This window comes from Mesorhizobium sp. ES1-4 (assembly GCF_020164745.1).
Taxonomy (GTDB): domain Bacteria; phylum Pseudomonadota; class Alphaproteobacteria; order Rhizobiales; family Rhizobiaceae; genus Mesorhizobium.
The window spans coordinates 108,848-132,560 of the sequence record NZ_JAIUGV010000013.1 but is presented as its reverse complement, the minus strand read 5'-3'; the positions used below and the strand labels follow the sequence as shown (position 1 = coordinate 132,560).

The following is a 23,713-nucleotide window of genomic DNA, read 5'->3' as shown; positions in this document are numbered from 1 at the left end:
GATCCGACGGTCGCAAGAGGTCGTCCGAATGACACGACCGTGCAGTCTTTGATAGGCGCTGCGGTCACACCCGCCATGTTCGAACCAGTTCTGAAACTGTCCCACACGGTTGTCTCGTGGCTCAATGATACAGCAGCGCCGCGCACGCCGTTTCAAAGCCGGATCAACGAGGTGCCGCTATCGGTGCGAACGGCAGGGCTTGTCTGGCAGCAGGAACCTGCTGCCATTCCGATGCTTGACTGCGTCTGGAGAGTGGGAGCCGAAACGGTCATCTTGTCACTGTCGCGCCCGCTCGTAGAGGAGTTCATCACGACAGTGCAGAACGGCTTGGCCTTCCCTTCCGAGCCAACTGCTTCGCTAATTCTCGAACTCGCTCTGGAGCCGCTTGTCACTCGACTGGAGGAGACGACGCGTCTGAACGTGCAACTCGTGCGGGTATGCGAAGCCACGATGCTGGCTCCTCATCTTGAACTCGACATCATTTTCGGCGCGGTCAAGGGCAAGGGCCGTCTATTCCTGTTCACGCCACTTGACGGCTTAGTACCGCCTGCGTTTCGCGCGCTAGGCGAACTGCTTGCCCAGTTGCCGCGGCAGCTGGGCGGGCTGCCTCCAGAGCTCCCGCTCATTGTTGCAGGAGAGGTCGGCACGCTTCGCCTTCCTGCGGCGCTTCTTCGAAGCGCATGTGTCGGTGATGCATTGTTGCCCGATATTGCGCCGTTCGGCCGCGGCCAGATCACCCTAGCTGTCGGCCAGTTGTGCGCCGAGGCGGATCTTGACGGCGATGAATTAATCTTGCGGGGGCCTTTCCGCCCGCGACCGTGTCCTTTGGAGAGTGCGCATATGACACAACCCGGATCGCAACTGGAGCTTACTAAGGATCTCGACGATGTCGAGATCGTGCTTGTCTTTGAATGCGGCCGCTGGCCTATTTCTCTTGGGGAATTAAGAAGTGCCGGCGAAGGGCATATTTTTGAACTTGGATGGCCGATCGACGGCCCGGTCGACATAGTGGCCAATGGTCAGCGTATCGGGCGTGGCGACATTGTCCGCATCGGAGAAGAGCTGGGCATCAGGCTCCGTGGCGGGTTTGCATGCAATGAGTGAAGCTCAGCCGACAATCCTGGCGCTTCTTGCGGTTACCGCCGGACTCGGTCTGCTGGTTTTAGCAGTTGCCACGACAACGGCCTTTGTAAAGGTATCAATTGTTCTTTTCCTCGTCCGCAATGCGCTCGGGACCCAGACCATACCACCCAATGTGGTGCTGTACGCCGCGGCGATGATCCTCACTATGTTCGTTAGTGCGCCCGTTGCTGAGCAGACCTATGACCGCATGTCGGATCCCAAGCTCCACTATCAGACATTCGACGACTGGGTAAGCGCCGCTAAAGCCGGAAGTGAGCCCTTGCGCGAGCATCTCAAGAAATTCACAAATGAAGAGCAGCGGCGATTTTTCCTATCTTCGACAGAAAAGGTCTGGCCAGAGGAAATGCACGCTGCAGCCACGCCTGATGACTTTGCAATACTTGTACCATCTTTCTTGCTATCAGAATTGAAGCGCGGATTTGAGATAGGATTTCTACTTTATCTGCCTTTTATTGTTATAGATCTGATAGTGACAACTATCTTGATGGCAATGGGTATGTCGATGGTCTCACCAACTGTTATATCTGTTCCGTTCAAGATCTTCTTGTTTGTTGCCATTGATGGTTGGTCAAAATTGATGCATGGGCTTGTGCTGAGTTATACGTTACCGGGAGGCTGATCATCACTGAATCCAGCATCATTACTCTTATGAGCCAATCACTGGTGGTTTTCATGATCTGGATTCTACCGCCGCTCATTGCATCAGTGGTTGTCGGCCTCGTCATCGGCATCCTCCAGGCGGCGACGCAGATCCAGGATGAAAGCTTGCCGCTCACCGTGAAGCTTCTGGTCGTTGTCGCGGTGATTGGGCTGTTTGCTCCTGTGCTAAGCGCCCCGCTCATAGAGCTAGCCGATCAGATCTTCACCGAGTTTCCCGCAATGACACTTAGCTACTAGTCCGCCCCATGGACGCGCCATCGGCCGATATTCAAATTCTGATCCAGACGGCTTTCGAACTCGTCGTTGCGGCAGGTCTTGGGGCAGCCCGCGCGATGGGCATCATGCTGATCTTTCCCGTATTCACACGCTCGCAGATCAGTGGGCTGATCCGGGGCTGTTTGGCTGTTGGCTTCGCACTACCATGCCTGGCACACGTCAGCGGCGGATTGCCGGCGCTGGATCCTGATACGCGCCTGATCCAGCTAACCCTGCTCGGATTCAAGGAAGTTTTTGTCGGTGTACTCCTTGGCACTTTTCTTGGCATTCCGCTTTGGGGCCTTCAGGCTGCCGGGGAGCTTATCGACAACCAACGCGGCATCAGCAGCCCGACCGCTTCGGCCGATCCCGCGACGAACAGTCAGGCTTCCGCGATGGGCGTTTTTCTGGGGATCACTGCGATTGCCATATTCGTCGGATCAGGAGGCCTGGAAACTTTGATCAGTGTCCTGTACCGCAGCTACTTGATCTGGCCGGTGTATCAGTTTCACCCGACACTGAGCGGGCCAGGAGCAATGGAGTTGTTGGGGCTTCTCGACAGCATAATGCGCACGGCATTATTGGTTTCGGGGCCTGTCGTGTTCTTCCTGATACTGATTGATATATCGATGATGCTGCTGCGTCGCTTTGCCCCGCAATTTAAGGCGAGCCAACTGTCTCCGGCAATCAAGAACATTGTCTTTCCAGTTCTCATGGTCACCTACGCTGCCTATCTGGTGGAGAGCATGAAACTGGAGGTCACACGTGCCAACGGCGTGCTGGAGTGGTTCGACAAATTGCTGCCATGAGCGACACAAGTGAAGAGAAGACACACGCCGCCAGCCCGAAGAAGTTAAGTGAAGCGCGCAAAAAAGGACAGCTGCCACGTAGCTCCGATTTCGTCCGCGCGGTCGGGACTTGCGCTGGGCTCGGCTACCTTTGGCTAAGAGGCAGCGTGATCGAGGACAAATGCCGGGAAGCGCTCCTATTAGCCACCAAGTTGCAGAGCCTACCTTTCGATACCGCGGTGCCGCAGGCATTGGTTGTGCTCGTCCAACTCACAGTCGCGGCTGTTGGCCCGCTGCTTGGAACCCTTGTCGCCGCGGTGATTTTGGCCAGCCTGCTAGCCAATGGTGGATTTGTCTTCTCTCTGGAGCCGATGAAGCTCAGCTTTAAGAAAATTGACCCCTTTGAAGGGCTGAAGCGCTTGGGGTCTGCTCGTTCCATGGTCGAAGTCTGCAAGACCATGTTCAAGGTATTGGTTCTCAGCGCAACCTTTTCCATTGTCCTTCTCGGGATGTGGAAGACAATGGTCCCTCTGCCGATCTGCGGCATGGGCTGTGTTGGCCTCATCTTTATGGAGACAAAATTGCTGATGGGAATTGGCGCCGGCGCACTGCTGGTCGGCGGACTGATCGATCTTCTGCTCCAGCGCGCGTTGTATCTGCGCGAAATGCGCATGACCAATACCGAAGTGACGCGCGAGTCGAAGGATCAGCAAGGAGCGCCAGAGTTGAAAGGTGAACAGCGTCGCATCCGCGAGGAGGCGGCCGACGAGCCTGCGCTTGGCGTGCATCGCGCCACGCTGGTCTTAACAGGAAGGGCGGTCCTGATCGGTCTGCGTTACGTTCGCGGTGAAACCGGGGTGCCGTTCTTAGTTTGCCGTGCCGAAGGTGAGCGCGTTTCACATGTGTTGAGCGAGGCGCGGGCACTACGCCTGACGATCGTCCATGACCATGTCTTAGCGCGTCAGCTGATAGGCACTACAAAACTCGGCCACGCGGTTCCTATGCAATATTTCCAGCCTGTCGCGAAAGCATTCTTTGCCGCAGGCTTGGCCTAGTCATGGAAGTCCACGACTGCCCAGTTCAAAACTGACCTGGCTCCATGCTAGTGGCAAATGTCGGCTGGCCATCCGTGCCCCAGTGTCTCTGTCAGGCCAACCGCGCAACCGCGGGCCTGGGGCAATCACTCCCCTCGGATCTGCCACCCAGCAACTACGGCAAGTCCTCCGGGCATGACCTTGCAGCCTCTGCTGGCCGGTGCGTGGCGCAGTCCGAGGTTTTGAGGCCGGCAGTGCGGATTTGATTGGTGCAGCCGTTGGAATGCCCTCGTCAGCTAGTCGTCAACTAAGCGCCCTATGTTGAACAGCCGTGCTAACTTGAGCTCGGTTGCGAAACATAGGAGTACGAATCGTCATGTATGGTCGAATTGGTGGCTCATCCGATAGTTACCGCGCGCATAATGCCGGCGAGCAATCGGATGCAGGAAGCGAAGGGTTCGCGGACACATTTGCCCGAATGCACTTATCCGGATCGGAAGGTAGCGGCGCCTCATCATCGGCGGCTCCCCAAGCATACTCCCTCAATTCCCGACCTCCTGTGGTGGAGATCAACAGGACTTCCTTCAGGAGACAGGTGAGGCAATTTCATGGTGATGAAATCACGCACATCGCCGACAATCCTCAAGAGTATTCGGAGTTCGTATCGTCACGAGCCAGGCGCACCGCGGACGTTGCTCAGCAATATGGCATCCGTCGAGATACGGAGCACGCGCGATATTTCAGTTACCAATTGGGAGACCGGAGTGCCGGACTGCTGAGAATGGAAGGCGGATTCAGCATGAACGAGTTCGAATCGGAAAGTTGGCGGGAACAATTTCCTGGTCGAACTGAGGTCACTTCCATAGTGGATCTTCAAGTCGCCCATCCGCTCGTCGAAAATGCGGGCGATATTCTGCTGGAGCATCAACTTCGGATAGACGGCGACCGACCGTTGCTGAATTGGCGTGCGGCTAATCCGGAAGCACAAGCGCGCGCGCAGACGATGGGGTTTGTTGAAGTGGATCATGGCGACCTGGTGCTTGACCCTACGCAGCATCCCGACAAATGGACGAAGAACAGTGCCGGTGAGTGGCAGCGTGCAGGCAAACCTCCACTCTATCTCCACAAAACCGAGGATAGCGACAGCAGCGATAGCGGGTCCGACGACGATTTCATGTGATTTGTCGACCCGCCGCCGAGCCTTGCAACTGGTGACGGTTGCAAGGCTGTTGGCAGTGAATGCTAATTGTCCGGCGACAGCCCCGCCTTAGCGCCAGCGCCGCCGAGCAATCCAGCCCATCTCCCAGACAATAAACTGCGGATGCGCATCGTGGGTGCTTGCGAGCGGATTGTATTCGGGCCGGAACTCCGCCTCTTGGAACCGAGCTCTCCCGAATCCAATTTTCTCCACCACACCGTTGGGTCGTTGCGATGCGCCGATCCCGATCGGATCGGCTATGCCTGCTCCGCGCTCGCAGGAAGACCTTCCGCCTCGATCTTGGCGGCGCGATCTCGGCGATAAGTTGGATGGGAGGCAAGATACGCCGCCACGTCAACAGCCGGTAACGCGACATCGCAAATCGGCCCTGACGGTAGCCGATCGACTCCAATCGCCGGACCGCAACTCGCGCAGCGGCATTCGCGGTTTGGCCAGGAGAAATGCTCGCTGACTCACAGCGTGGCCGGCCGCATTCTGAGTGCCCTGTCATGCAGCCTGCGCCGACGGGAGCTCGGCACGCGAATGGCGTGGTTGGCGGCCAAGCCCTGAGGTCAACAAGGACTTACAGAAAGCGGGGGTGAGTTTGCCGCGATGAATTATGACCTTCTCGCGACCGGACCTAGCATCGGCTTCCTCTCGCTCTCGATTGTAGCCGCGCTGTTCGTTGGATTTAACGTGGCAAGCGGTGAATTCGGAATCAGCCAGCCCTTCCAAGTTTCTGGCCATGACGGGGCGACTCGTGTGGATGTGCACCCACATCGGGCTCGGCATCGCACCATTGACCAGCATCTTGGGCTGCAGCTTCATCTCAAACAGCTTTCCTGGCTCGCCACGCAGCGCGACCGGTGCCTCCGGCGGCATCAATTCGTCGGCATTGCACAAATGTTCCAGGTATTTTTGCGCCGGAAATGCGTAGGTCTTCATGCAATCAGTCGTAATGCCGGCTTTTCCTTCATTCAATGCGTTGGCCTGTCCCAGCACCATGTTCAGCAACCCTTTGAGCTGGTCTGTGCGTTCGTGCACTTTGGGTAGCTGGGTGGAGGTGAGTAGCAGGCGTACATTACGCCCCTGCAACCCGGCGAGACAGGTTTGCATCTCAATGGCCTGGGCTCGCAGGTACTGGGCCACATCGTCCACGACCTTACCGGCCTCCTCAGGCTTCATCTGGCGCACTTGGGAGACGACGCTTTGCTGACCGGCCAGATCGAACTGCAAAAGTTCGTCCAATCGTTTGAGCCGCTCCGTCAATACCTCCATTGACAACGCGGCGCCCCCGATTGTCGAGCCTGCCCCCGACGAACTCGCAGCCACCTCTTGCGCTCTCACCTGTGTACTCGCAACTTGATCCGAGCGCGCGAGAACCTTGGCTGCTGGCACTGTGCCGGCGTTCGCAGCGACTGGTGTTGATGGCTGCCCGGCGGCAGAAGTCCCGGCGCGAGCTGCCGACTTATGCTTTGACTTCCCTTTCCTTCGCGCTGTAGTGCCTTCTGACACTGCAGCCGTACCAGCAGTGTCAGCCGGTATCGCAGCGCCTGCCCTGGCCGGCATCGCAGCGCCCGCCTGGGCCTGTGGCGCCATGATGGCTGACGGCGGAGACTGCAGGTTCAACAAGTGCATGGCATCGTGCGCAGTGATCCATGCATCGTCCACGATCCGTTCGAACAGTTTCAATGGGAGGCCGGCATCTGGGTAGGTATGGCTTAGCTTGGTATGCACCTCGTGCAACGCCAATCCAAAATCCGAAAGCCGCTCCATGATTTTTTCTACAACCGCGCAATCATGAGCGTTGAGTGTTTTGCCATCATCCATTATGCCCTTCGCCAAAGAGAGGGCGCGAAGAGCTTCTTGAGCGGCGCTTGCCATCAGCTGCACCACTCCATTTCGACCGACGAGGAGTTCCTTCAAATCTGGCTCGAACCTGCTCGCCCGCAGTTCAATCTTGGCCCGCGCAAGACCGATCCGCTCACGGACCAGCCAGATCCTGACACTCAGTACCGAGCCGGCACGCAGCCGCAGTGCGCACCGCTCGGCTTCCCGCATCACGGGCGTTCCACTGGATAGGCTAGCGGTGGCAGCGCAGGCGGATCGCTGCCGTTCGGAGCGCCATGCCTTTTTTTCCCACCACTTAATTGCCGCCGTATGGTGGTTCTCCACATTTAAAATCAACAGCTCCTGCCGGTCCGCCTGGGAGTAGGAGTAGAGTTTATCGACCATACCTGCCGCTTTCTTGGTCTTTTTGTCCAATTTCGTGATCGTCGACAGGCCAAGTTTGTCTACTTCATTCGCGGCGTCGCACACGATCTGGCAACATCTACGCACCTTGTCGTCTGGCATAATTGTCTGCGCCTCAGCCGCAGGCAGGCTAGCGCGGTACTCCAGAATTGCTGAGGCTGCATCGACGACCCCACTGATCAGCTCCACCGCCTCCTCGGGGACGTCGGTTTTCCTGGCCGCAGCCTCGCAATCAGTCAGTTGTTGAACAAGACTGTTCATTCTGAGCTGTGTCGGACTGATATCTTTATTTGACGATGAGCTGGTGCCTTCCACCTGCGCGGTTGATAGTTGGCTACCGACCGGCGCCATGGCTTCGCCCTCAGACATGGAGGGAGAACCGCGCCGCCTTGCGGCTGCGCCACGTGGCGCTACGGTTCCGCGTGGTGGCGCAGCGGCTCCACGTGGCGGTGTGTTCAGGATTTGATCTTCGCCAATCGAGGCGCCTGGCAGACTTTCGCGGGCATCGCCTGGACCGCGCGCAACTGGAAGGGAGGAGGGCCTCCTATCGGCGTCCCCAGAGCGCATCTGCTCCACAACGGAATCGAATGACTGTCCACCTTCTCCCGCAGCAAGACTTGATTGCGAAAGGGAACTGCTCGCCCGCCCCGCGCGGCTGGCTCCAGTTTCAGCCTGCGATTTCCGTGGTCGGCCAATGCCCTTCATATTGCGTCTCCGTAGTAGGCGAGAATGTGCTGCTATTGTGCTGGCGGCTGACGAGACCAGCGGCATCTTTCGGTTAACGTCACGGTCAGCCAGACCCGCGACGGCGTAATGTTCCCGCCAAAGTGCTTCTCAGTAGCAGGCCAAGATTGGCCCGAGCTCACAGGACTTTCGCAACGTTGCCATCGATGTCCTGAGATTATCAGCGCTTCAGTCCGCCGATTTCCAGGAACAGCGAATGAAATCAGACCAACTCGGCTAGCTCCCCTTCCTAGACACGTGCCTGACGATTTTATTGATGCGTCACTCCTCTCGTTCGCCACCGACAAAGTCACACATTTGCTTCAGAGAAGCGTGTGCGTTGCGTATCACGCGGACCATTTCGATCTATAGTTACAAAAAGTGTCGAGACGGGACCTTTGGATCCGAAGGTCAGGCACGGCCGGCCTAGATAGACCGCTTGGCTGACGATTAGCTGACGATGGGAGTTCTCACGAACAGGGCAAGAAAATCCGACCGCTTCAAGCTTTCGATATGGTGAGAAGAGGATCCGCACCGGCCTCCCAAAGCCGGCAGACCATCCCATGTTCGTACGGTCGCCGACCTTCTCGAAGCCAATGAGCTCACCGCGCCGGGCCGTGATGTGCAGGCGAGAGAATGGTGATGCAAAGACCGAGTTCCTGCTCGTTGCGTGCGCCCGTGGAGCCAGCAAGAATACGGTCATTGCGGTCATGCAGCACGTGGACCGTGTCTCCTGTTCGACACCACAGCATCGAGGATGCAAACGAGCTGCTGCGGCTGCCATTCGGTCGCGGCATGCGTGGACGGCGGGATTGGCCGAACAGCCGAGATCGTGGTCGACTGTTCGATGCGAGAGCAACATCCTGCAGAGCATACGTTTTTGCGCTGGCCGGTTTTTGTCAAAAGCCGTCAGGTTCTCGAAAGCTCCCGCCCTTAGCTTGATCGAGGCTAACCTTTAACACGTCGCCGCCAATGGCAAATGCCGGAGTACCTGATGATAGCAGCAATTGGGAGTGGAGTTGGCAACCTCGGGACTTCCTTGATCCGAAAGGGCCATGGGGATTCGAAATCCGAGCATTCTGGTGATGGCAAGCCGGCTGATGGCAATGATGGCAAGCCAGCTGGTGGGAATGATGGCAAGGCAGCTGGCGGGAACGATCGGGCGGATAACCGGACCGTTTCAAATGATCAACTTCAAGACAACTCACAGTCTGCAGCACAAAGTGAAGCCTTCCAAAGTATCCTGCGATCGTTCGCGTTCCAATTCGCGAACGATGCGATGGCTGAGGCCGATGAAGCTTTGGATGACACAGAAGATGCCTGACGCGGGAAATCCGGCGTGAGGTCATACAGGCCGTTATTGACGGCACAACTCCAACAGAAAAAGGAATGATCATGGCTGCAGTTGATAATAATAAAAAATCAGGCAATACCAATACCAGTAGCGCCGGCAATACCGATAAAACTAACAGTGGCACTCCCGGCAATACAAGCGGAGCTGATGCTACTGCTTTTCAGGCGCAAGTGCAGGAACTAACCAATGTTAGCTTGGAGGCGACGAAAAGGAGTGTCCAGTTGCGCACTCTAACGACCAATCTCCAGACCATCAAGAAGGCCGCCGACGAACGCGTTTCGTAATGTCGGAAGCGGGTTTTAGACTGCCCCCTAGCGCGTCTCCTTATTGACGCGACGTAGTCCCGAAATGAGCCGCATGGCAATTGCCATGCGGCTTCTATCCTGTTTGAGAGATGCTCTGTGGATGACGCCGTTTCCCTCCGTTTCGAAGTGCGTTCGGGGCACTATTGCGGTCTGACCGGCAAGACGGATCTTCAAAAGTGTTTAATCGGCAGCGGCTTCGATGCCGATTTGGTCTTTGTCGAGCAGGGACTGGCACCGCATCACCTTCGTGTAACTCTTCTTGGCAAGTCGATCGAACTGGAGGCGCTTGCACCCGGACTCAGTATCGAGGGCAACCGGAATATCGCCGCAGGCCAGTCCGTTGTTGTGCCCCTTCCTGTCGTCCTGCTCGTAGGCGAGATGTCCATTGCTTTGTCCGTGCAGGATGCAGAGCCGCCTGGTTCGACCGGCATACCGCGCCTACCGATCGGTGTGCTCGCCATGGTCATAATCAGCTCACTCGGGATCGGCGCGCTTTCAGGCACGATCTCCTATCTTGGCAATGCAAGTGGATCGAGCCCCAATTCACTTCGGGCTGAAGTCGCGTCCAGAACGATCAGTCACCGCGCTGACAATGAACTTACGGAGGCAGCGGCCCAAGAGCTGCAGGAGGAAGTCGATCGAGCGGGTCTTCTCGACGTCAAGATTGGGTCGGCAAAGGGTGTTGTGACCGCCGAAGGCACCGTCACGTCTGAATCGGTCATCAGTTGGCAGAAGCTTCAGCAATCGTTCGATCGTCGCACCAAGGGTACTCTAACACTGGTGAACGGAGTGCTCATCAAAGAGGAGAAGGCGCCATCCGCAATCGCGGTCGAAGCTGTGTGGCATGGGGTCCAACCATATATTGTCATCGACAGCGAGAAGTATTTTGTCGGCGCCATTTTGGCTGATGGATGGGTGGTCGAACGTATTGAGGACAGCCGTGTGCTGCTGAGCAGGAATGGCCGCATTGCTGCTCTCCAATATTGAAAGCTCGCAGGCCCCATCAAGCAGCACTCTATGGCCAGCCAAACATCCTGTCGCGCTCGGTGCTGACAAGCTGGCTGCGTTGGAAACATTTGCTGCCCAGCCATTTCGCGCCTGCTTGTGGCTCTCATGCAGGGTCACGCGCTGGCCAAGGCTGAGGCGCCTTCGGAGTTCGAAAGCCACGTTTCATGGCGTAACAGCAGAGTAAGTCTCAACCGATTGCAAAGGTGTCTCGATGGCCAACGTCCTGCGTGACTTCATCAAGCGTGCGCCGGCCAGCCCGGATTTAATGGTTGCGTTGATGCTGCTTCTGGCTGTCGCGATGATGGTCATGCCTATCCCGGTCGTGGTGGTCGACGCCCTGATAGGATTCAATATGGGGTTGGCCATACTGCTGATGATGGTTGCCCTGTATGTCAGTACTCCACTTGATTTTTCCTCTTTGCCCGGCGTTATTTTGATTTCCACTGTATTCCGTCTCGCGCTCACGGTCGCAACGACGCGACTGATCCTGGCCGAGGGGGAGGCCGGCAGCATTATTCATACTTTTGGCGATTTCGTCATTTCAGGCAATATCGTGGTGGGTTTCGTCATATTTCTGGTCGTCACCATGGTGCAATTCATGGTCCTCGCGAAGGGTGCCGAACGGGTGGCAGAAGTGGCGGCGCGTTTCACGCTGGATGCTCTGCCGGGCAAGCAAATGGCGGTCGACGCAGAGCTACGCAACGGCCACATCGATGCCAACGAATCCCGCCGGCGGCGCGCCGAATTGGAGAAGGAAAGCCAACTCTATGGCGCGATGGACGGCGCGATGAAATTTGTGAAGGGCGATTCCATCGCCGGGCTGGTGGTTATCTGCATCAACATGCTGGGTGGAATTTCGATCGGCCTGCTCTCCAAGGGCATGTCCTTCGGCGAGGTACTGCATCACTACACTCTGCTGACGATAGGCGATGCATTGATATCGCAGATTCCGGCCCTTCTGCTCTCCATTACTGCGGCGACCATCGTCACCCGTGTGACTGGGACGGCGAGGATCAACCTCGGTACAGAAATGGTCAGTCAGCTCACGGCCAGCACTCGAGCCTTGCGACTGGCGGCCGGCGTCCTGGTTGTAATGGGGTTCGTTCCTGGGTTTCCCCTCCCCGTCTTTCTGATGCTGGCCGCAGTGTTCGCTGCGGTAAGCATTGTCAAGGCTGATGTGCTGGGCGCCGGCACTGCCGATGCGAAAGGTGGAACTGCAGCGGAGCCTAAGCAAGCCGCGCCTGCGAAGGAATTCCCGATCGCATTTTTTCTAGCGCCAGATCTTATGCAGGCGGTCGATCAAGCCGAATTGCAAAAACATATTGGGCGCGTTTCGCTCCTGGTCACAGCCGATCTGGGCATTATCGTTCCTCGCATCCCTGTCTTGGTTGACGAGCAGCTGCCTGAATCGCAATTCCGAATTGATGTCGAGGGCGTGCCAGTCGAACAGGACGCCTTAGATCCAAACCAGATGGCGCTCCGAGCCGATGTAGCGCACGTCGACTCGAGCGGTGTCCCCCTTAGACGTGAGCCGAAAACGGACAGACTCCCGGTTGAACATACCCCTGCAAAGGCCCTTACGGGCGCCGGCACGGAGCATAGGGCTCCCGGCGAACTCCTCGCCTTGCGCGTCCATGCAGCGTTGACCCGCTACGCACCGCGATTGGTGGGCATCCAAGAGACCCGACATTTCCTGGGCCGAATGGAGCAGGAATATTCTGAGCTTGTGAAAGAGGTGCTACGCACGACGCCGATTCCTCGGATTGCCGATGTTCTGCGCCGCCTCCTGGAGGAAGGTATCCCAATCCGCCACACCCGTCTCGTGTTGGAGGCATTGGCCGAATGGAGCGAGCGTGAGCAGAACGTTGCCCTGCTGACGGAATATGTCCGTTCTGGTTTGAAGCGACAGATCTGCCACCGCCATGCCAACACGGAGGGCATCGTGTCCGCCCTGGTCGTCGAGCGCGAGAGCGAGGATGTGATGCGTGGCGCGGTTCGAGATTCGGATGCAGGCCCCTATCTCGCACTGGAGGATCGGCAAAGCGAAGCGATGCTATCACAGATACGTCAGGTCCTTTCGAACGCAGAACCGGGTCAAACCCGCCCTATTCTGTTGACGTCGATGGATGTCCGACGTTTCGTCCGCGGCTTTCTGACGCGAAACGGGGTTGATCTCGCCGTGCTGTCTTATCAAGACCTCGCCTCCGACTTTACAATTCGCCCCGCAGGATCCGTCACACTCCCGCACGGATCGAACAGCGGATTGTTAGAGTAGTCCCACCTTTCCTAACTGAACGCCACGCGCCTCCCCGATAACTGAGAGATAACATGAATAGTAATACAGTTTCTCCATCGCCTATGTTTCTGCGCCGGAACTCACTTCTTTTTGCCGTACTCGCCATTCTGCCTTTGGGCGGTTGCGCCAGCTGGCAAAAGCCGGCTCTTTCCGTGCAGGAGACATCTTCCCCCGAGTTGCTCAGCGCCGATCAAATCGATCCGGCTATGCGCGAACGCATTTTGCGCGAAGTTGGTCAGGATGTTCAAGAGCGGGCTTTGCGGGATGAGGTGAAGCAGCACCCGGACAATGTTGATGCGGCGATACGACTTACAAATGCCTTGGTGGGCCAGAAGCGCCCGCACGAAGCGGTTGAGGTGCTCGACAGCGTCTTGGTTGCAGCCCCAGGAAACGTACGTGCATTGAATGCGAAGGGCGTGATTTTGGACATTGAGGGGCGGCATGACGCGGCACAGGCCCTGTATCGGCGAGCTCTCGAAAACGAGCCAGGCAATCAGATGGTGCAGCATAACTTCAATCTGTCGCTTGCCTTTAACGGCAAGTCCGAACAACCAAGGTTAGCACGATCGCAATAGGTGGGCACAGTGCATGCGCAGCCTGTTCCCCGGCTCGAACACGCGCTCGGCTCCCATCATAGATGGCCCCCTGAAGAGAGCCATATCTATGCAAAACAGTTGCTCCAGATCTGGCCGGCAGAGATCGGCAGGAGAGCCGGATGACATCACGCGGCCACCCGCAAGGCCACCCGCCTCGCTTCGTTGCCAGAGCGCCCTCTCCCTCGCCGGTCACCGTCTCGCAATGCGGCGACCTGGCTTAAGGCGGTCGACCGAGCGCCCGATGCAGTAGCCATGAATACGTAACGCAGCGATGGACCCGCCGGATCGTGTCGCGCTTGTGCTGGCCGTCCCTGCCATTACAGCACGGTGATTGTAGCTGGATCATATTCTAGAGGCATCGATGGTGTGGATGCCTTCGATCCAAACAATCGATTTGTTGAATTCGTCCGCCTGAGGAAATTAGCTGCGGCGATCCGACTTCCGACGCCTGCAGGCGCAAAACCAACAGCGTGAGCGCTGCGGGTCCGGAGGCAGGCTGCAAAGTGCAATCACCAGCGCTGATAAGCGGCAAGTGAAGAATGTATCGCTCGGGCAACTCCTGTGTTGTGCACGGTTGCCCCGCGAGGTGAACTGTAGCAGCTTGGCAGCTCAGCGTTCACGAAAGGAGAAAAGATTTGGGGCCAAGCAAAGACCGGCTTTTTTGATTGTCTTGCTGTATCGCTATGGTGGGGCGGGCGCGACCGCTCCCATAATTCAATACGCTGCCTTTAGCGATGGACGATGACGGGATGCGTCGCCGAGACTTCAATGGTGGAGGAGCAGCGCACCCGTCGATCCATTTGCTTTCAGCGGCAACCGCCACTATGAAGCGACACTTCGCCCAACTGTGTTTCAAGCTGCCCGGAGAAGTTTATGACAGAAGAACCCCACAAGACCGACATCCTCATCGAGCTCACTGCCGATGTTGTATCAGCCTACGTCTCCAACAACCCCGTCCCGGCGGGGGAGCTTCCTGCCCTGATCGCCCAAGTGCACGGGGCTCTAAACGGCACGGCTGGACTCATACCGGCAGAAGAGCCTGTGCCTGTAAAAAAACCTGCTGTCCCGATCAAAAAGTCGATCGAACCGGACTACATCATTAGCCTTGAAGACGGCAAGAAATTCAAATCGCTAAAGCGCCATCTGGCGACGCACTATGGTCTGACCCCAGACGAATATCGCGCCAAATGGGGTCTGCCGTCGGATTATCCCATGGTGGCGCCGAATTACGCCGCTGCGCGCTCCGCCTTGGCCAAGACCATGGGACTCGGCCGCAAACCGAAAGAGCCGGAAGCCCCAGCCACGGCGCCGGCGAAACGGACCCGCAAGAAGGTCGCAGCCTAAATCCGTATCAACAGTCGTTCGGACGCGCAGCAGCCGTTGGCCCAATCTGCGCGGAATCAAAGGGCGGGGATGAGCCCCGCCTTTCCCGTCCAAGAGCCTCATTTCCAGAGTAATTCATGATGGCTCCAGCAATCCCTGCCGCGGCATTAACTTGCATGCTCCGGCCCGGGTTTCGAGCCGTCAATGCGTTCCGGCGATGACGAACCTTGCCAAGGCTTTCCCGGACCGTTAGCCAGCCTTGCTGAGGCTGCCTGCAGAGGACTTTCCCGTGCGGCGATCCTGTTCCACCTCGTAGTTGATCTTCTGGCCCTCATTAAGGGTCGACAGGCCCGCTCGTTCAACAGCGGAAATGTGGACAAAGACATCCTGACCGCCGTTGTCAGGCTGAATAAAACCAAAACCCTTCGTGCTGTTGAACCACTTCACCGTTCCAGTCGCCATATCCATTCCTTTGTAATAAGTCGCAACTTAGGCAGGCCATTCACGCCAGCCTGATTTGTACACGAGACTTTAGGCGCATCAAAATCGGAAAATTGCAAGGCCCACTCGATCGCCTGATCTCCAGCAGCAACTGCAACATATGCGAGGCGCGTGCCAGACGAGGCGTATGCCAGACGTTTCGTCGTGCGCTGTCGCTCGAACGTTGACAGAAACAATGACACACCTTGCAAACTCGGCACATCTTGTGGACGTGCTCGGGTCGCTTCTCGACTGCGATACCCGCTCCTGACCGGGTATCGTCGGCCAAAATGAGAGTTTTTGTCATGTGCCGCCAGACCGAAAGATCAGGCGCGCAGCGACCTGCACATTCAAACCGGAACCCGCGAACCTCGATTAGCTTCTGCCTGCTCCGAAGGGCGGTAGCCTGCTCTGAGGCGGGCCACTGTCGGGTTGAAAACCAACTGTCGGGTTCGGAACCCCAGATTGTCGGCAAGGTACGCGCCGCCCACTGGTTGGCCAAAGGGGCACTGGCTCCTGATCCTGCCGCCATGCTCGCCCGATCTCAACCCGATCAAGACAGGTCTGCTCAAAACTCAAGGCGCGGCTGCGGAAGAAGGCGGCCAAAACTTTCGACGCTCTCTGCGGAACTCTCGGCGATATCTGCCAGCTGTAGGAGCCAAATCAAAAACCATTAATTGCGACAGGTGATTTTATGACATTCATTGCGAAGAGGCCAGAATGAACAGCGGAAGAGAGTAGCAGCTCTCTGGTCGCGGCGAGGTGGATCGTCGACACGATCGGCACCTGGCCCGTGCGGGGATCGCACCGCAGCCAGCACCAGAGCCAGACCTTGACCGCTTGCCTTGCTCAGGCGCCACAACAACGAGTGGCTGGAAGCAGATCCACGTGAACTCAGCGATATCGATCAGACGATGCTTACCCTCATGAAAGCCGATCCCGACGCTGTCCAGCGCCGCGAAATCCTGACCAGCATATGGCGCATCGGATGCCACCGCCTGCACACTCACCATCGACATGCCGGAACTCGGAACCAAAGGCCGCAAGCCTCGCCGGCCTCGGCAAAATGGAGCGGCCGCGCCTTCATCCGGGGCGGCCGGGCCAATGTTCGCCAGGCCCTCTACATGCCCGGCCCTTCGCCCTGCGCTTCAACCCCGACCTCAAGGCAAAATACCAGGCGCTAAAGGCGGCAGGCAAACCCGCAAAGGTCATCATCTTGTTGCGAAAGCTCCTCATCCTAGCAAACGCTCTCCTCAAGGCGCAGCGAAAATGGCCCCTAAAACCCTTGACCGAAACGGATACCTTAGCCTTTCAGGTGAGGCGGGCCGAGATAGACCAACCGCGGGTTTAACTTCGCGAGTTTAAGCTGATTATGCCGATGCAACTCTAGCGCCTGCGCGACCGTTTTAGCTTCCATCAACAAGGCGGCAGGCTGGGAGGAAGTACCCTCCCCTGCCGCGAACAAGCTTTGGACAAAGCCCCACCTTGTCCGTAATGTGATCGGGAGGCCGGGGCGCGGCGGTGCTCAGCGGATGTGACGCGCGAGATCTGCGACCCTACCCATCAGCACTTCCATCGGTCCTCGCTGGAAGATGCGCAGCCAAAGCACCGCAAAAGTGCTGATAACCACAACGAAGCCAAAGAGCGTGGACAGGCTCTCGTCTTTGAAAATGTTTATCTTCATAAGATAGGCTATTCCCGCAATGTGCAGCACATAGGCCGTCAAAGACATCGAGCCGACTGCGATTATTGGCCAGACCAGCTTTCGCAGACGCGGGAGCGCATCCACAGCGAGCATGCAAGCCGCCAAGATGATCATTGCGCAACCGGTGCTGCCCACGATCGAAAGCGTCGTTTCGCTATGAGGTGCGGCTATCCATGACGACTTGACTATAAATGACGACTTGGAAGGCTCAAAAGCGCCGTCAACGTCAGACCACCACAAGGAGGTTTCAGTCAAAGCGCGGGAACTCAGCGCGAGCAAGGATCCCCCATGGCCCAACACGGCCAGCGCGACCCCCGCCAGACCAAGGCGCCAATGCGCTGCTAGCGTATTAAGATTAAGGCGCGCGATGGCCATGCCAGCGATGAGGAAAGGAACCCAGGTCACCGCGGGATAGTAGCCGTTGACCATGAGGTTGAAGACCGGGTCGAGGAGGTTGGGGGCAACCGACAGAAGGGAGGAACGGACTTGCGGGAGAACTAATGCCGTAGCGGCAGCGATCAAGCCCAGCTGATATGCGCTGAGCCGATGGAGCGGCAATACCAACAAGAAGCAAATTCCGTAGTATTCTAGGATGACTTCGACCTGGGTACCGAGGCAGCCCAGGATTGAGCCAAGCGCGAGCAAAACAAGGGCACGAATTGCGACTCTGGCGATGGCCTGTCTACCGGCTATCCCCGACTTCGGCGCCTTGCGACCTGTAATCAGGAGGATTGAAAAACCGGCCAATACGGCAAACAGGGCCGACGGCCGCCCATGGGTTAGTTCCATCAGAAACCCGACTAGTCCTCCTTCGCCGGGGTCGGGACCGAGATGGGCGGCATACATCCCGAAGACAGCCAGGCCCCGAGCGAGGTCGATGCCGACCAGCCGATCTACTACCGACCCATTCCTAGCGTCGGCAACCGGTGCCTTCATTACCATGGTAGATTCCCTTGTTGGGTGTGTGGATCGCGGGAGCCGCGATAGGAGAGCCGGTCGGCTGCTGCCGTCGCCTCGTGAAAGGGTTCAAAACATCGCGCCATCTGGCGCATCGAGCCGGCGACAGAGCTGTTCAGCCATTAGCCTGGGGTAAGAACAACAGATCGGCTCACAAAGCCTGTGTCACGGACCTGAAAAGTGGTGTCGCGGAACCGTCGTTTTTTGCATGATGGCTAAGCCGAGAGATCCACTGCACCGACGAGAGACTCAGCGACGTTAGATATCCGATCAGTACGCCGCGGCTCCGCCGGTGACGATCACCCCGGGTGTCAAGGCCAGGGCGTAAACCTGCCATAATCTGTGGTAGTGCGCCCGCGACCAATCCGTTCGACAAAGCTCGGCGCATGGTCGAGCCAATCATATTCTTCCATGTGGCTGTTGCCTGAAAAACCGAAGACGCCGTTCGCTGGTCCAGCTCCAGACCTCGGCCTGCGTCGGTCATTAGAACCGGCGCGCCTGTTTCCCAAATCAATTTGCTGATGCAGCCGCCGGGGGTCACATTGAGCAAAAGTGCCGAGTTCAGGACGGGTTTCATAGGGGCTCTTCGTTTGGCTTTGTTAACGACCCCTTTCTTGCAAGTTGTAGCTGACAGCAGCCTGAAAGCTCCCCAAATAATTCGCTGCCGCCGGTTCAGCCTATTGTCAGCTTCGACCAATAAGATGGGAGCCTTGCCCTCATACCGGAGCTCGGCAGCATGATGCGAATACTGCTCACTGAAGACGATAAGGACCTTGGAAGTGCTATGCACGATCATTTGGTGGCTGGTGGCCACGCGGTCGACTGGGCCAAGAACCTGTCCGAAGCGCGCGATTATGCAGCTGTGGTCGGCTACGACCTTATTTTGCTCGACGTTCACCTGCCGGACGGCAATGGGATCGACTATCTGCGGGAGCTGATCAAGGAACTTGAATCGGCACCGGTCATCATTCTGACAGCCTGCGATCGGATTTCGCATCGCATCGAGGGCTTCAACGCTGGAGCCGACGACTATTTGGTCAAGCCGTTCGATCTGGGGGAACTCTCAGCGCGTATCCATGCAGTGGCACGTCGCCATGGGCATTTTCCGGAGCCGCAATTTTCGGTTGGGACGCTTTCCATACAGGCAGCCGAGCGACGCCTCTTCCGCGACGGGCAGGAGGTCTACCTGACTTGACGCGGATGGGCGGTGCTCGACTACCGTCTGCCCCAGCCCTGCACGGTCGTTTCAAAAGGGAAGATCGTGGACGCGCTTTTCGGCAGACGGCGCTGATTCATACTCTAAAAGAAAATTCGGCTTCCAGTTGCCTTGGCCATGACTTTCCTTCCCGAGAGATGGGTGACAGTTCATTCCGGATAGATGGGTTACACTTTCGGCCCTTTGCAAGGAGAGCAAGGTGCCTTGGAAGGAGTGTAACGTCATGGAAGAGCGGCTGAAGTTCGTCGCCCGGCTGCTGGACGCGAGAAGATGGCGGTGCTTTGCCGGGAGTTCGATATCTCGCGCAAGACCGGCTACAAGATCCTCACGCGCTACAACGACAGCGGCCTGGAGGGCTGACGGACCGATCGCGGCGGCCCTATCGCCACGCCAATCAGCTTCCGTTTCAAATCGAGAAGCTGATTGTGCGCCTCAAGCAAGACAAGCCGACATGGGGTGCGCCGAAGATACGCGAGCGGCTGGCCCGGCTGTATCCGGATGTGCACCGGCCCGCGATCTCGGCCGTGCATGCCGTGCTCGACCGCCACGGCATGGTCGAGCGCCGCAAGCGCAGGCGCAACAGGGCGACGGGGACACCACTTTCAAACGGCTGTCGCCCTAACGATCTTTGGTGTGCCGACTACAAGGGCGAGTTCGGCAGAGAACACGGCCGGGACAGGGGATCACAAACACTTGACCGTTCCAGACCCTGGCAGTGGCGCATCGATTGACCGTTGGCTCTGTTCGTGGGCACCGAAAATAGGGCCTTCTTGGTCCTCGGCAGAGAATATGGCCCGGACGGGGGATAACAAACACTTGACCGTTCCAGACTCTGGCAGTGGCGCATCGATTGACCGTCGACTCTGTTCGCGAGCGCCGAAAATACGGACGACCCCTATGGTCAAAGTGCACTTCTGACCTGCTAGGCACTGTTCGATAACTGGAGGCACCCGCTACGGTGCCCTCGTATTTAAGACACCTGTCAGTTTCAAGCCTGGACATTGACGCGTGGCGCGGCTGCCATTCGTTGACCGCCACGTCGAATTGCCCGCCAACCAGTGTACAGCCGCCGGTGGTCACATTGAGCAAAAGTGCCGAGATCAGGAGGGGTTTCATAAGGCCTCTTCGTTTGGCTTTGTTAACGACCCCTTTCTTGCAATTGTAGCTGACAGCAGCCTGAAAGCCCCCAGATATTCGCTGGCGCCGGTTCAGCCTACTGTCAGCTTCGATCAATAAGGCAGGAGCCTTGCCCTCATACCGGAGCTCGGCAGCCTGATGCGAATACTGCTCATTGAAGACGACGACGACCTTAGAAGTGCTGTGCACGATCATTTGGTGGCTGGTGGCCACGCGGTCGACTGGGCCGAGGGCCTGTCCGGAGCGCGCGGTCATGCAGCTGTGGCCGGCTACGACGTTATTTTGCTCGACGTTCACCTGCCGGACGGCAATGGCATCGACTATCTGCGGGAGCTGATCAAGGGGCTTGATACAACGCCGGTCATCATTCTGACAGCCCGCGATCGGATTTCGCATCGCATCGAGGGGCTCAACGCTGGCGCCGACGACTATTTGGTCAAGCCGTTCGATCTGGGGGAACTCTCGGCACGCATCCGTGCAGTGGCACGTCGCCAAGGGCATTTTCCGGAGCCGCAATTTTCGGTTGGGACGCTTTCCATACAGGCAGCCGAGCGACGCCTCTTCCGCGACGGGCAGGAGGTCCACCTGTCTGGACGCGAATGGGCGGTGCTCGACTGCCTTCTACGCCGGCCCGGTTCGGTCGTTTCAAAGGGGAGGATCGAGCACGCGCTTTATTCATTCAATTCGGAGTTCGAGAGCAACACAGTGGAGGTTTATGTCAGCCGGCTCCGCAAGAAGATCGGCGGGGATAGAATAGCAACCGTGCGTGGCTCCGGATACAGGCTCGTGGTCACATGACGAACTCGAACAGCATGACGAGAAAGCTGATATCGTGGTTAGGCGGGGCAACGCTCCTGGTTTGGATCGCCGCCCCAACCATTGCTGCGTTCATTTTTTGCAATAATGTAAACGAAAGTTCGGATGACTTGCTCCAGGGGAGCGCAGAGTACAGAGAACCAGAGCTGATCAAGGTCTTGAATGGAAAACACGTTGATCAATACAATAACCACTTGCCAACTTATGAAAAGTACTGGACCTATCGTGAGCAGGTTATTAATAAGTACGGGGTAGTGCTTATTTCTGAACCGGAAGAGGGTCAGCAGCCCTTCCCTGATGCTCCCCTGAGTAACGGCTTTTGGCGAAACGCTGATTACCGCGTCTACACAGAGGAGATCCAAGACGGCGTGTATCATCAGTTGGCCGAACCGCTTGATGGCCGCCGTACCACAATCGCGAAGGGCGCACTTTTTGTCTTCCTTCCGACACTCGTGCTCCTGCCCTTTAGCTTAGCTGTTTGGTGGATCGTGATCCGGCGCTCGCTGCGGCCAATCGAGGTACTGCGACAGCAGATCGGATCGCGCGACGGCGGCAATCTGTCACCAATGGACTTGGGCGATTTCCCGGCAGAGTTGGCTCCAATCGCGGCATCCGTCAATCGGCTTCTCGATCGTCTGCGGGCGGCTCTCGAGGCCGAACGCGAGTTCGCCGCAAACAGTGCGCATGAACTGCGCACGCCGATCGCAGGTTCAATCGCTCAGATGCAGAGATTAGTGGCCGAGCTTCCCAATGGGTCGGCCAAAATGCGTGCGCGCGGCATCGAGCAAGCGCTGTCGAGCCTTGGCCGCCTTGTCGAAAAAGTGCTTCAGCTCGCTCAAGCCGAATCGGGGGTTGGCATGGCGGATCACGCGATCGATCTTGTCCGATCGGTTCGGCTGGAAATCGATGACCTGAGGAAAAAGCCGCAATATGCCGGACGCCTGCATCTTAACGTCGACGGCTGCCCCACTTTGATGCGCAAAGTGGATGTCGATGCGTTTGGGATCCTCCTTCGTAACCTGATCGAGAATGCGCTGATACATGGACTGCCCACTGTTCCGACAACAGTTTCCGTCCAAACTGATGGAACCATCGCTATTGCAAACGCCGGACCGGTGGTGCCCCTCCCCGACCTCGAAGGGCTTACAAAGCGATTTAGTCGTGGTGCTACTCCTGCTGCGGGCTCAGGCCTTGGTCTACATATCGCTAACATGGTTATCCAGCGGATCGGTGGCAGTCTAGAGCTTGCGTCGCCCGCCCGCGGTCGCAATGATGGTTTCGAGGCGATCATACGAATTCCTCAATGACACCGGTGAATTCGACGACAGTTGGACACAGGGCGGATTGCTGGCAAGGCTGCTGACAGGGCGAACTGTACGGCAGTATGTATACGGCGTAGAAATCGTACTTCACACAACGCATTTCGGCCGCGGCAATCAATGCCGCTATCATCGTCTGAGCAGTTCGATCGAAGCGACACGACATGATCGGCAAAATCGAAGGCTCCGCCTCACCGCTCGCTCGATTTCGCCCGGGGAGAAAAAAGGCCATCCGAGAAAGTGCAAGCCGCCGCGCAAAGGCGACGTGTCCAATTGTCTGGGTGCCCCTGTGCGCCGGCCCGATCGGGTTGGCGCAGGTCCAGTAAGGACCCGGACCAACCATTCCATTTAGACGACCGGCAGGTTTTAATCGGCGTCCGGATCGCCGTCCCAAAATGCCCCAAGTATACGGCTAGAAAGGCTGCCAACGATCGAGCTTTGGTCGGAGGCGTGCTTGTCAGCGTCTTGGGTGCTTGACCGGCCTTTGCAATGGCCATCGCCATCGCAAGTATCGTGCGTGGCCAGTGAGACCGCAATTTCATCAGCCTGGAGCCGACCGTATCGGTGCTTTTTTATGATTTAGGGATTTTTCGTTTTCCTCTTGGATCATCACGGGTTTGGAGAGGATCTGGTGTTAAGTGCCATTCGGAGCGCCGGCGAACGGCCCGAAATTAATGTGGTCGAGTGATGAAGCCTCCCGAATGCGTTAAACGAGACCCTTTATGGCGGCCCTGGCTGACAACAGTCTGAAAGCTGCAAGCGGCATGCGAAAATGGGGCGATCCTGAATGACGACAGATGCTATCAACATGAAAGAGGCTCGCCCTGAAAGCTGAGCACGCTTTATGCTCAGGCTGCTGACAAGGCCAAAGCAGCGTAAGTGCGTAGTGAAATCCAAGGTCCACATGGGTCGTCGCGCGTCCCATGCGCCTGGGAAGGCGCCGGCCCGGCCAAGCTTTCCCAGCTCGTCCGCATGATGCTTCGCTGAGCGTCAATGGACGTTGGCGCGAGACCAAGGCGTCGTGCGTTGCAATCCGGACGGTCCAGGGTATCAGGAGTTTCACGGCCTCGGCCCGCTTGGCTGGCCACAGTTGAAGCTCCAACGTACCGGCTGGCACCGGGAAATTGGGCTCTGCGCTGCCTCAACG

At 57.5% G+C, this 23,713-nt stretch carries 18 protein-coding genes and 1 pseudogene; 16 read left to right on the top strand and 3 right to left on the bottom strand.

Annotated elements, in window-relative coordinates:
- Positions 1-75 precede the first annotated feature (75 nt).
- The 6 genes from sctQ (at position 76) to LB556_RS23610 (ending at position 5,060) form a co-directional block, all read left to right on the top strand.
- Complete coding sequence (gene sctQ, locus LB556_RS23635) at positions 76-1,104, top strand: type III secretion system cytoplasmic ring protein SctQ (RefSeq protein WP_095769044.1); 1,029 nt, start codon at positions 76-78, stop codon at positions 1,102-1,104.
- The gene (gene sctR, locus LB556_RS23630; RefSeq protein ID WP_029354851.1) at positions 1,097-1,762 is read left to right on the top strand and encodes a type III secretion system export apparatus subunit SctR; all 666 of its coding nucleotides are present in this window, start codon (positions 1,097-1,099) and stop codon (positions 1,760-1,762) included. Before sctQ ends, sctR begins: the two co-directional genes overlap by 8 nt.
- 29 nt (positions 1,763-1,791) lie before the next feature.
- A complete protein-coding gene (locus tag LB556_RS23625) occupies positions 1,792-2,040 on the top strand; it encodes an EscS/YscS/HrcS family type III secretion system export apparatus protein (RefSeq protein WP_081714428.1) in 249 nt (82 codons plus the stop codon).
- An 8-nt stretch (positions 2,041-2,048) separates the two neighbouring features.
- Positions 2,049-2,867: a type III secretion system export apparatus subunit SctT gene (gene sctT / locus LB556_RS23620; protein WP_063169270.1), complete on the top strand. Its 819-nt coding sequence runs from the start codon at positions 2,049-2,051 to the stop codon at positions 2,865-2,867.
- On the top strand, positions 2,864-3,901 hold the full coding sequence (locus LB556_RS23615; protein WP_024505377.1) for an EscU/YscU/HrcU family type III secretion system export apparatus switch protein: 1,038 nt from the start codon (positions 2,864-2,866) through the stop codon (positions 3,899-3,901). The genes sctT and LB556_RS23615 overlap by 4 nt, the downstream gene beginning before the upstream one ends.
- A gap of 355 nt (positions 3,902-4,256) precedes the next feature.
- The gene (locus tag LB556_RS23610; protein ID WP_024505378.1) at positions 4,257-5,060 is read left to right on the top strand and encodes a hypothetical protein; all 804 of its coding nucleotides are present in this window, start codon (positions 4,257-4,259) and stop codon (positions 5,058-5,060) included.
- A gap of 525 nt (positions 5,061-5,585) precedes the next feature.
- On the opposite strand, the gene LB556_RS23605 is transcribed toward LB556_RS23610, so the two are convergent.
- Positions 5,586-7,700, bottom strand: coding sequence for a hypothetical protein (locus LB556_RS23605; protein ID WP_224570035.1), 2,115 nt, complete (start codon positions 7,698-7,700; stop codon positions 5,586-5,588).
- A gap of 1,348 nt (positions 7,701-9,048) precedes the next feature.
- On the opposite strand from LB556_RS23605, the gene LB556_RS23600 reads away from it, so the two are divergent.
- The 6 genes from LB556_RS23600 to LB556_RS23575 all read left to right on the top strand — a co-directional run bounded on the left by LB556_RS23600 (position 9,049) and on the right by LB556_RS23575 (position 14,957).
- Positions 9,049-9,378 (top strand): hypothetical protein, encoded by a 330-nt coding sequence (locus LB556_RS23600; protein ID WP_081714433.1) that lies wholly within the window; start codon positions 9,049-9,051, stop codon positions 9,376-9,378.
- Between the two features lie 71 nt (positions 9,379-9,449).
- Positions 9,450-9,692 (top strand): nodulation protein NopA, encoded by a 243-nt coding sequence (locus LB556_RS23595; RefSeq protein WP_224570034.1) that lies wholly within the window; start codon positions 9,450-9,452, stop codon positions 9,690-9,692.
- A gap of 117 nt (positions 9,693-9,809) precedes the next feature.
- Positions 9,810-10,700: a hypothetical protein gene (locus tag LB556_RS23590; protein WP_024505382.1), complete on the top strand. Its 891-nt coding sequence runs from the start codon at positions 9,810-9,812 to the stop codon at positions 10,698-10,700.
- Positions 10,701-10,932: 232 nt separating this feature from the next.
- Positions 10,933-12,996, top strand: coding sequence for a type III secretion system export apparatus subunit SctV (gene sctV, locus LB556_RS23585; RefSeq protein ID WP_063169272.1), 2,064 nt, complete (start codon positions 10,933-10,935; stop codon positions 12,994-12,996).
- A 53-nt stretch (positions 12,997-13,049) separates the two neighbouring features.
- Positions 13,050-13,592 (top strand): tetratricopeptide repeat protein, encoded by a 543-nt coding sequence (locus LB556_RS23580; protein ID WP_082826568.1) that lies wholly within the window; start codon positions 13,050-13,052, stop codon positions 13,590-13,592.
- Between the two features lie 894 nt (positions 13,593-14,486).
- The gene (locus LB556_RS23575; protein WP_024505385.1) at positions 14,487-14,957 is read left to right on the top strand and encodes a MucR family transcriptional regulator; all 471 of its coding nucleotides are present in this window, start codon (positions 14,487-14,489) and stop codon (positions 14,955-14,957) included.
- A 228-nt stretch (positions 14,958-15,185) separates the two neighbouring features.
- Here LB556_RS23575 and LB556_RS23570 read toward each other — a convergent pair whose 3' ends face one another.
- Positions 15,186-15,398 (bottom strand): cold-shock protein, encoded by a 213-nt coding sequence (locus LB556_RS23570; RefSeq protein WP_008874821.1) that lies wholly within the window; start codon positions 15,396-15,398, stop codon positions 15,186-15,188.
- Between the two features lie 1,543 nt (positions 15,399-16,941).
- Positions 16,942-18,063: a DUF418 domain-containing protein gene (locus LB556_RS23565; RefSeq protein ID WP_063169274.1), complete on the bottom strand. Its 1,122-nt coding sequence runs from the start codon at positions 18,061-18,063 to the stop codon at positions 16,942-16,944.
- A 751-nt stretch (positions 18,064-18,814) separates the two neighbouring features.
- Between LB556_RS23565 and LB556_RS23560 the strand changes: the two genes are divergently transcribed.
- The 4 genes and pseudogenes from LB556_RS23560 to LB556_RS23545 all read left to right on the top strand — a co-directional run bounded on the left by LB556_RS23560 (position 18,815) and on the right by LB556_RS23545 (position 22,554).
- On the top strand, positions 18,815-19,273 hold the full coding sequence (locus LB556_RS23560; RefSeq protein ID WP_224570033.1) for a response regulator transcription factor: 459 nt from the start codon (positions 18,815-18,817) through the stop codon (positions 19,271-19,273).
- 220 nt (positions 19,274-19,493) lie between these two features.
- Positions 19,494-19,968: pseudogene (locus LB556_RS23555) on the top strand (helix-turn-helix domain-containing protein); the annotation flags it as partial.
- Positions 19,969-20,569: 601 nt separating this feature from the next.
- Positions 20,570-21,229, top strand: a complete 660-nt coding sequence (locus LB556_RS23550; protein WP_024505389.1) for a response regulator transcription factor — start codon at positions 20,570-20,572, stop codon at positions 21,227-21,229.
- Positions 21,226-22,554, top strand: a complete 1,329-nt coding sequence (locus LB556_RS23545; RefSeq protein ID WP_063169275.1) for a sensor histidine kinase — start codon at positions 21,226-21,228, stop codon at positions 22,552-22,554. Before LB556_RS23550 ends, LB556_RS23545 begins: the two co-directional genes overlap by 4 nt.
- Positions 22,555-23,713 lie beyond the last annotated feature (1,159 nt).

Bases quoted from the DNA above. Each gene is read 5' to 3' on its own strand.
- sctQ (WP_095769044.1), top strand. From the start codon at position 76: ATGTTCGAACCAGTTCTGAAACTGTCCCACACGGTTGTCTCGTGGCTC.
- sctR (WP_029354851.1), top strand. From the start codon at position 1,097: ATGAGTGAAGCTCAGCCGACAATCCTGGCGCTTCTTGCGGTTACCGCC.
- LB556_RS23625 (WP_081714428.1), top strand. From the start codon at position 1,792: ATGAGCCAATCACTGGTGGTTTTCATGATCTGGATTCTACCGCCGCTC.
- sctT (WP_063169270.1), top strand. From the start codon at position 2,049: ATGGACGCGCCATCGGCCGATATTCAAATTCTGATCCAGACGGCTTTC.
- LB556_RS23615 (WP_024505377.1), top strand. From the start codon at position 2,864: ATGAGCGACACAAGTGAAGAGAAGACACACGCCGCCAGCCCGAAGAAG.
- LB556_RS23610 (WP_024505378.1), top strand. From the start codon at position 4,257: ATGTATGGTCGAATTGGTGGCTCATCCGATAGTTACCGCGCGCATAAT.
- LB556_RS23605 (WP_224570035.1), bottom strand. From the start codon at position 7,700: ATGTCTGAGGGCGAAGCCATGGCGCCGGTCGGTAGCCAACTATCAACC.
- LB556_RS23600 (WP_081714433.1), top strand. From the start codon at position 9,049: ATGATAGCAGCAATTGGGAGTGGAGTTGGCAACCTCGGGACTTCCTTG.
- LB556_RS23595 (WP_224570034.1), top strand. From the start codon at position 9,450: ATGGCTGCAGTTGATAATAATAAAAAATCAGGCAATACCAATACCAGT.
- sctV (WP_063169272.1), top strand. From the start codon at position 10,933: ATGGCCAACGTCCTGCGTGACTTCATCAAGCGTGCGCCGGCCAGCCCG.
- LB556_RS23580 (WP_082826568.1), top strand. From the start codon at position 13,050: ATGAATAGTAATACAGTTTCTCCATCGCCTATGTTTCTGCGCCGGAAC.
- LB556_RS23575 (WP_024505385.1), top strand. From the start codon at position 14,487: ATGACAGAAGAACCCCACAAGACCGACATCCTCATCGAGCTCACTGCC.
- LB556_RS23570 (WP_008874821.1), bottom strand. From the start codon at position 15,398: ATGGCGACTGGAACGGTGAAGTGGTTCAACAGCACGAAGGGTTTTGGT.
- LB556_RS23565 (WP_063169274.1), bottom strand. From the start codon at position 18,063: ATGGTAATGAAGGCACCGGTTGCCGACGCTAGGAATGGGTCGGTAGTA.
- LB556_RS23560 (WP_224570033.1), top strand. From the start codon at position 18,815: ATGATGCGAATACTGCTCACTGAAGACGATAAGGACCTTGGAAGTGCT.
- LB556_RS23550 (WP_024505389.1), top strand. From the start codon at position 20,570: ATGCGAATACTGCTCATTGAAGACGACGACGACCTTAGAAGTGCTGTG.
- LB556_RS23545 (WP_063169275.1), top strand. From the start codon at position 21,226: ATGACGAACTCGAACAGCATGACGAGAAAGCTGATATCGTGGTTAGGC.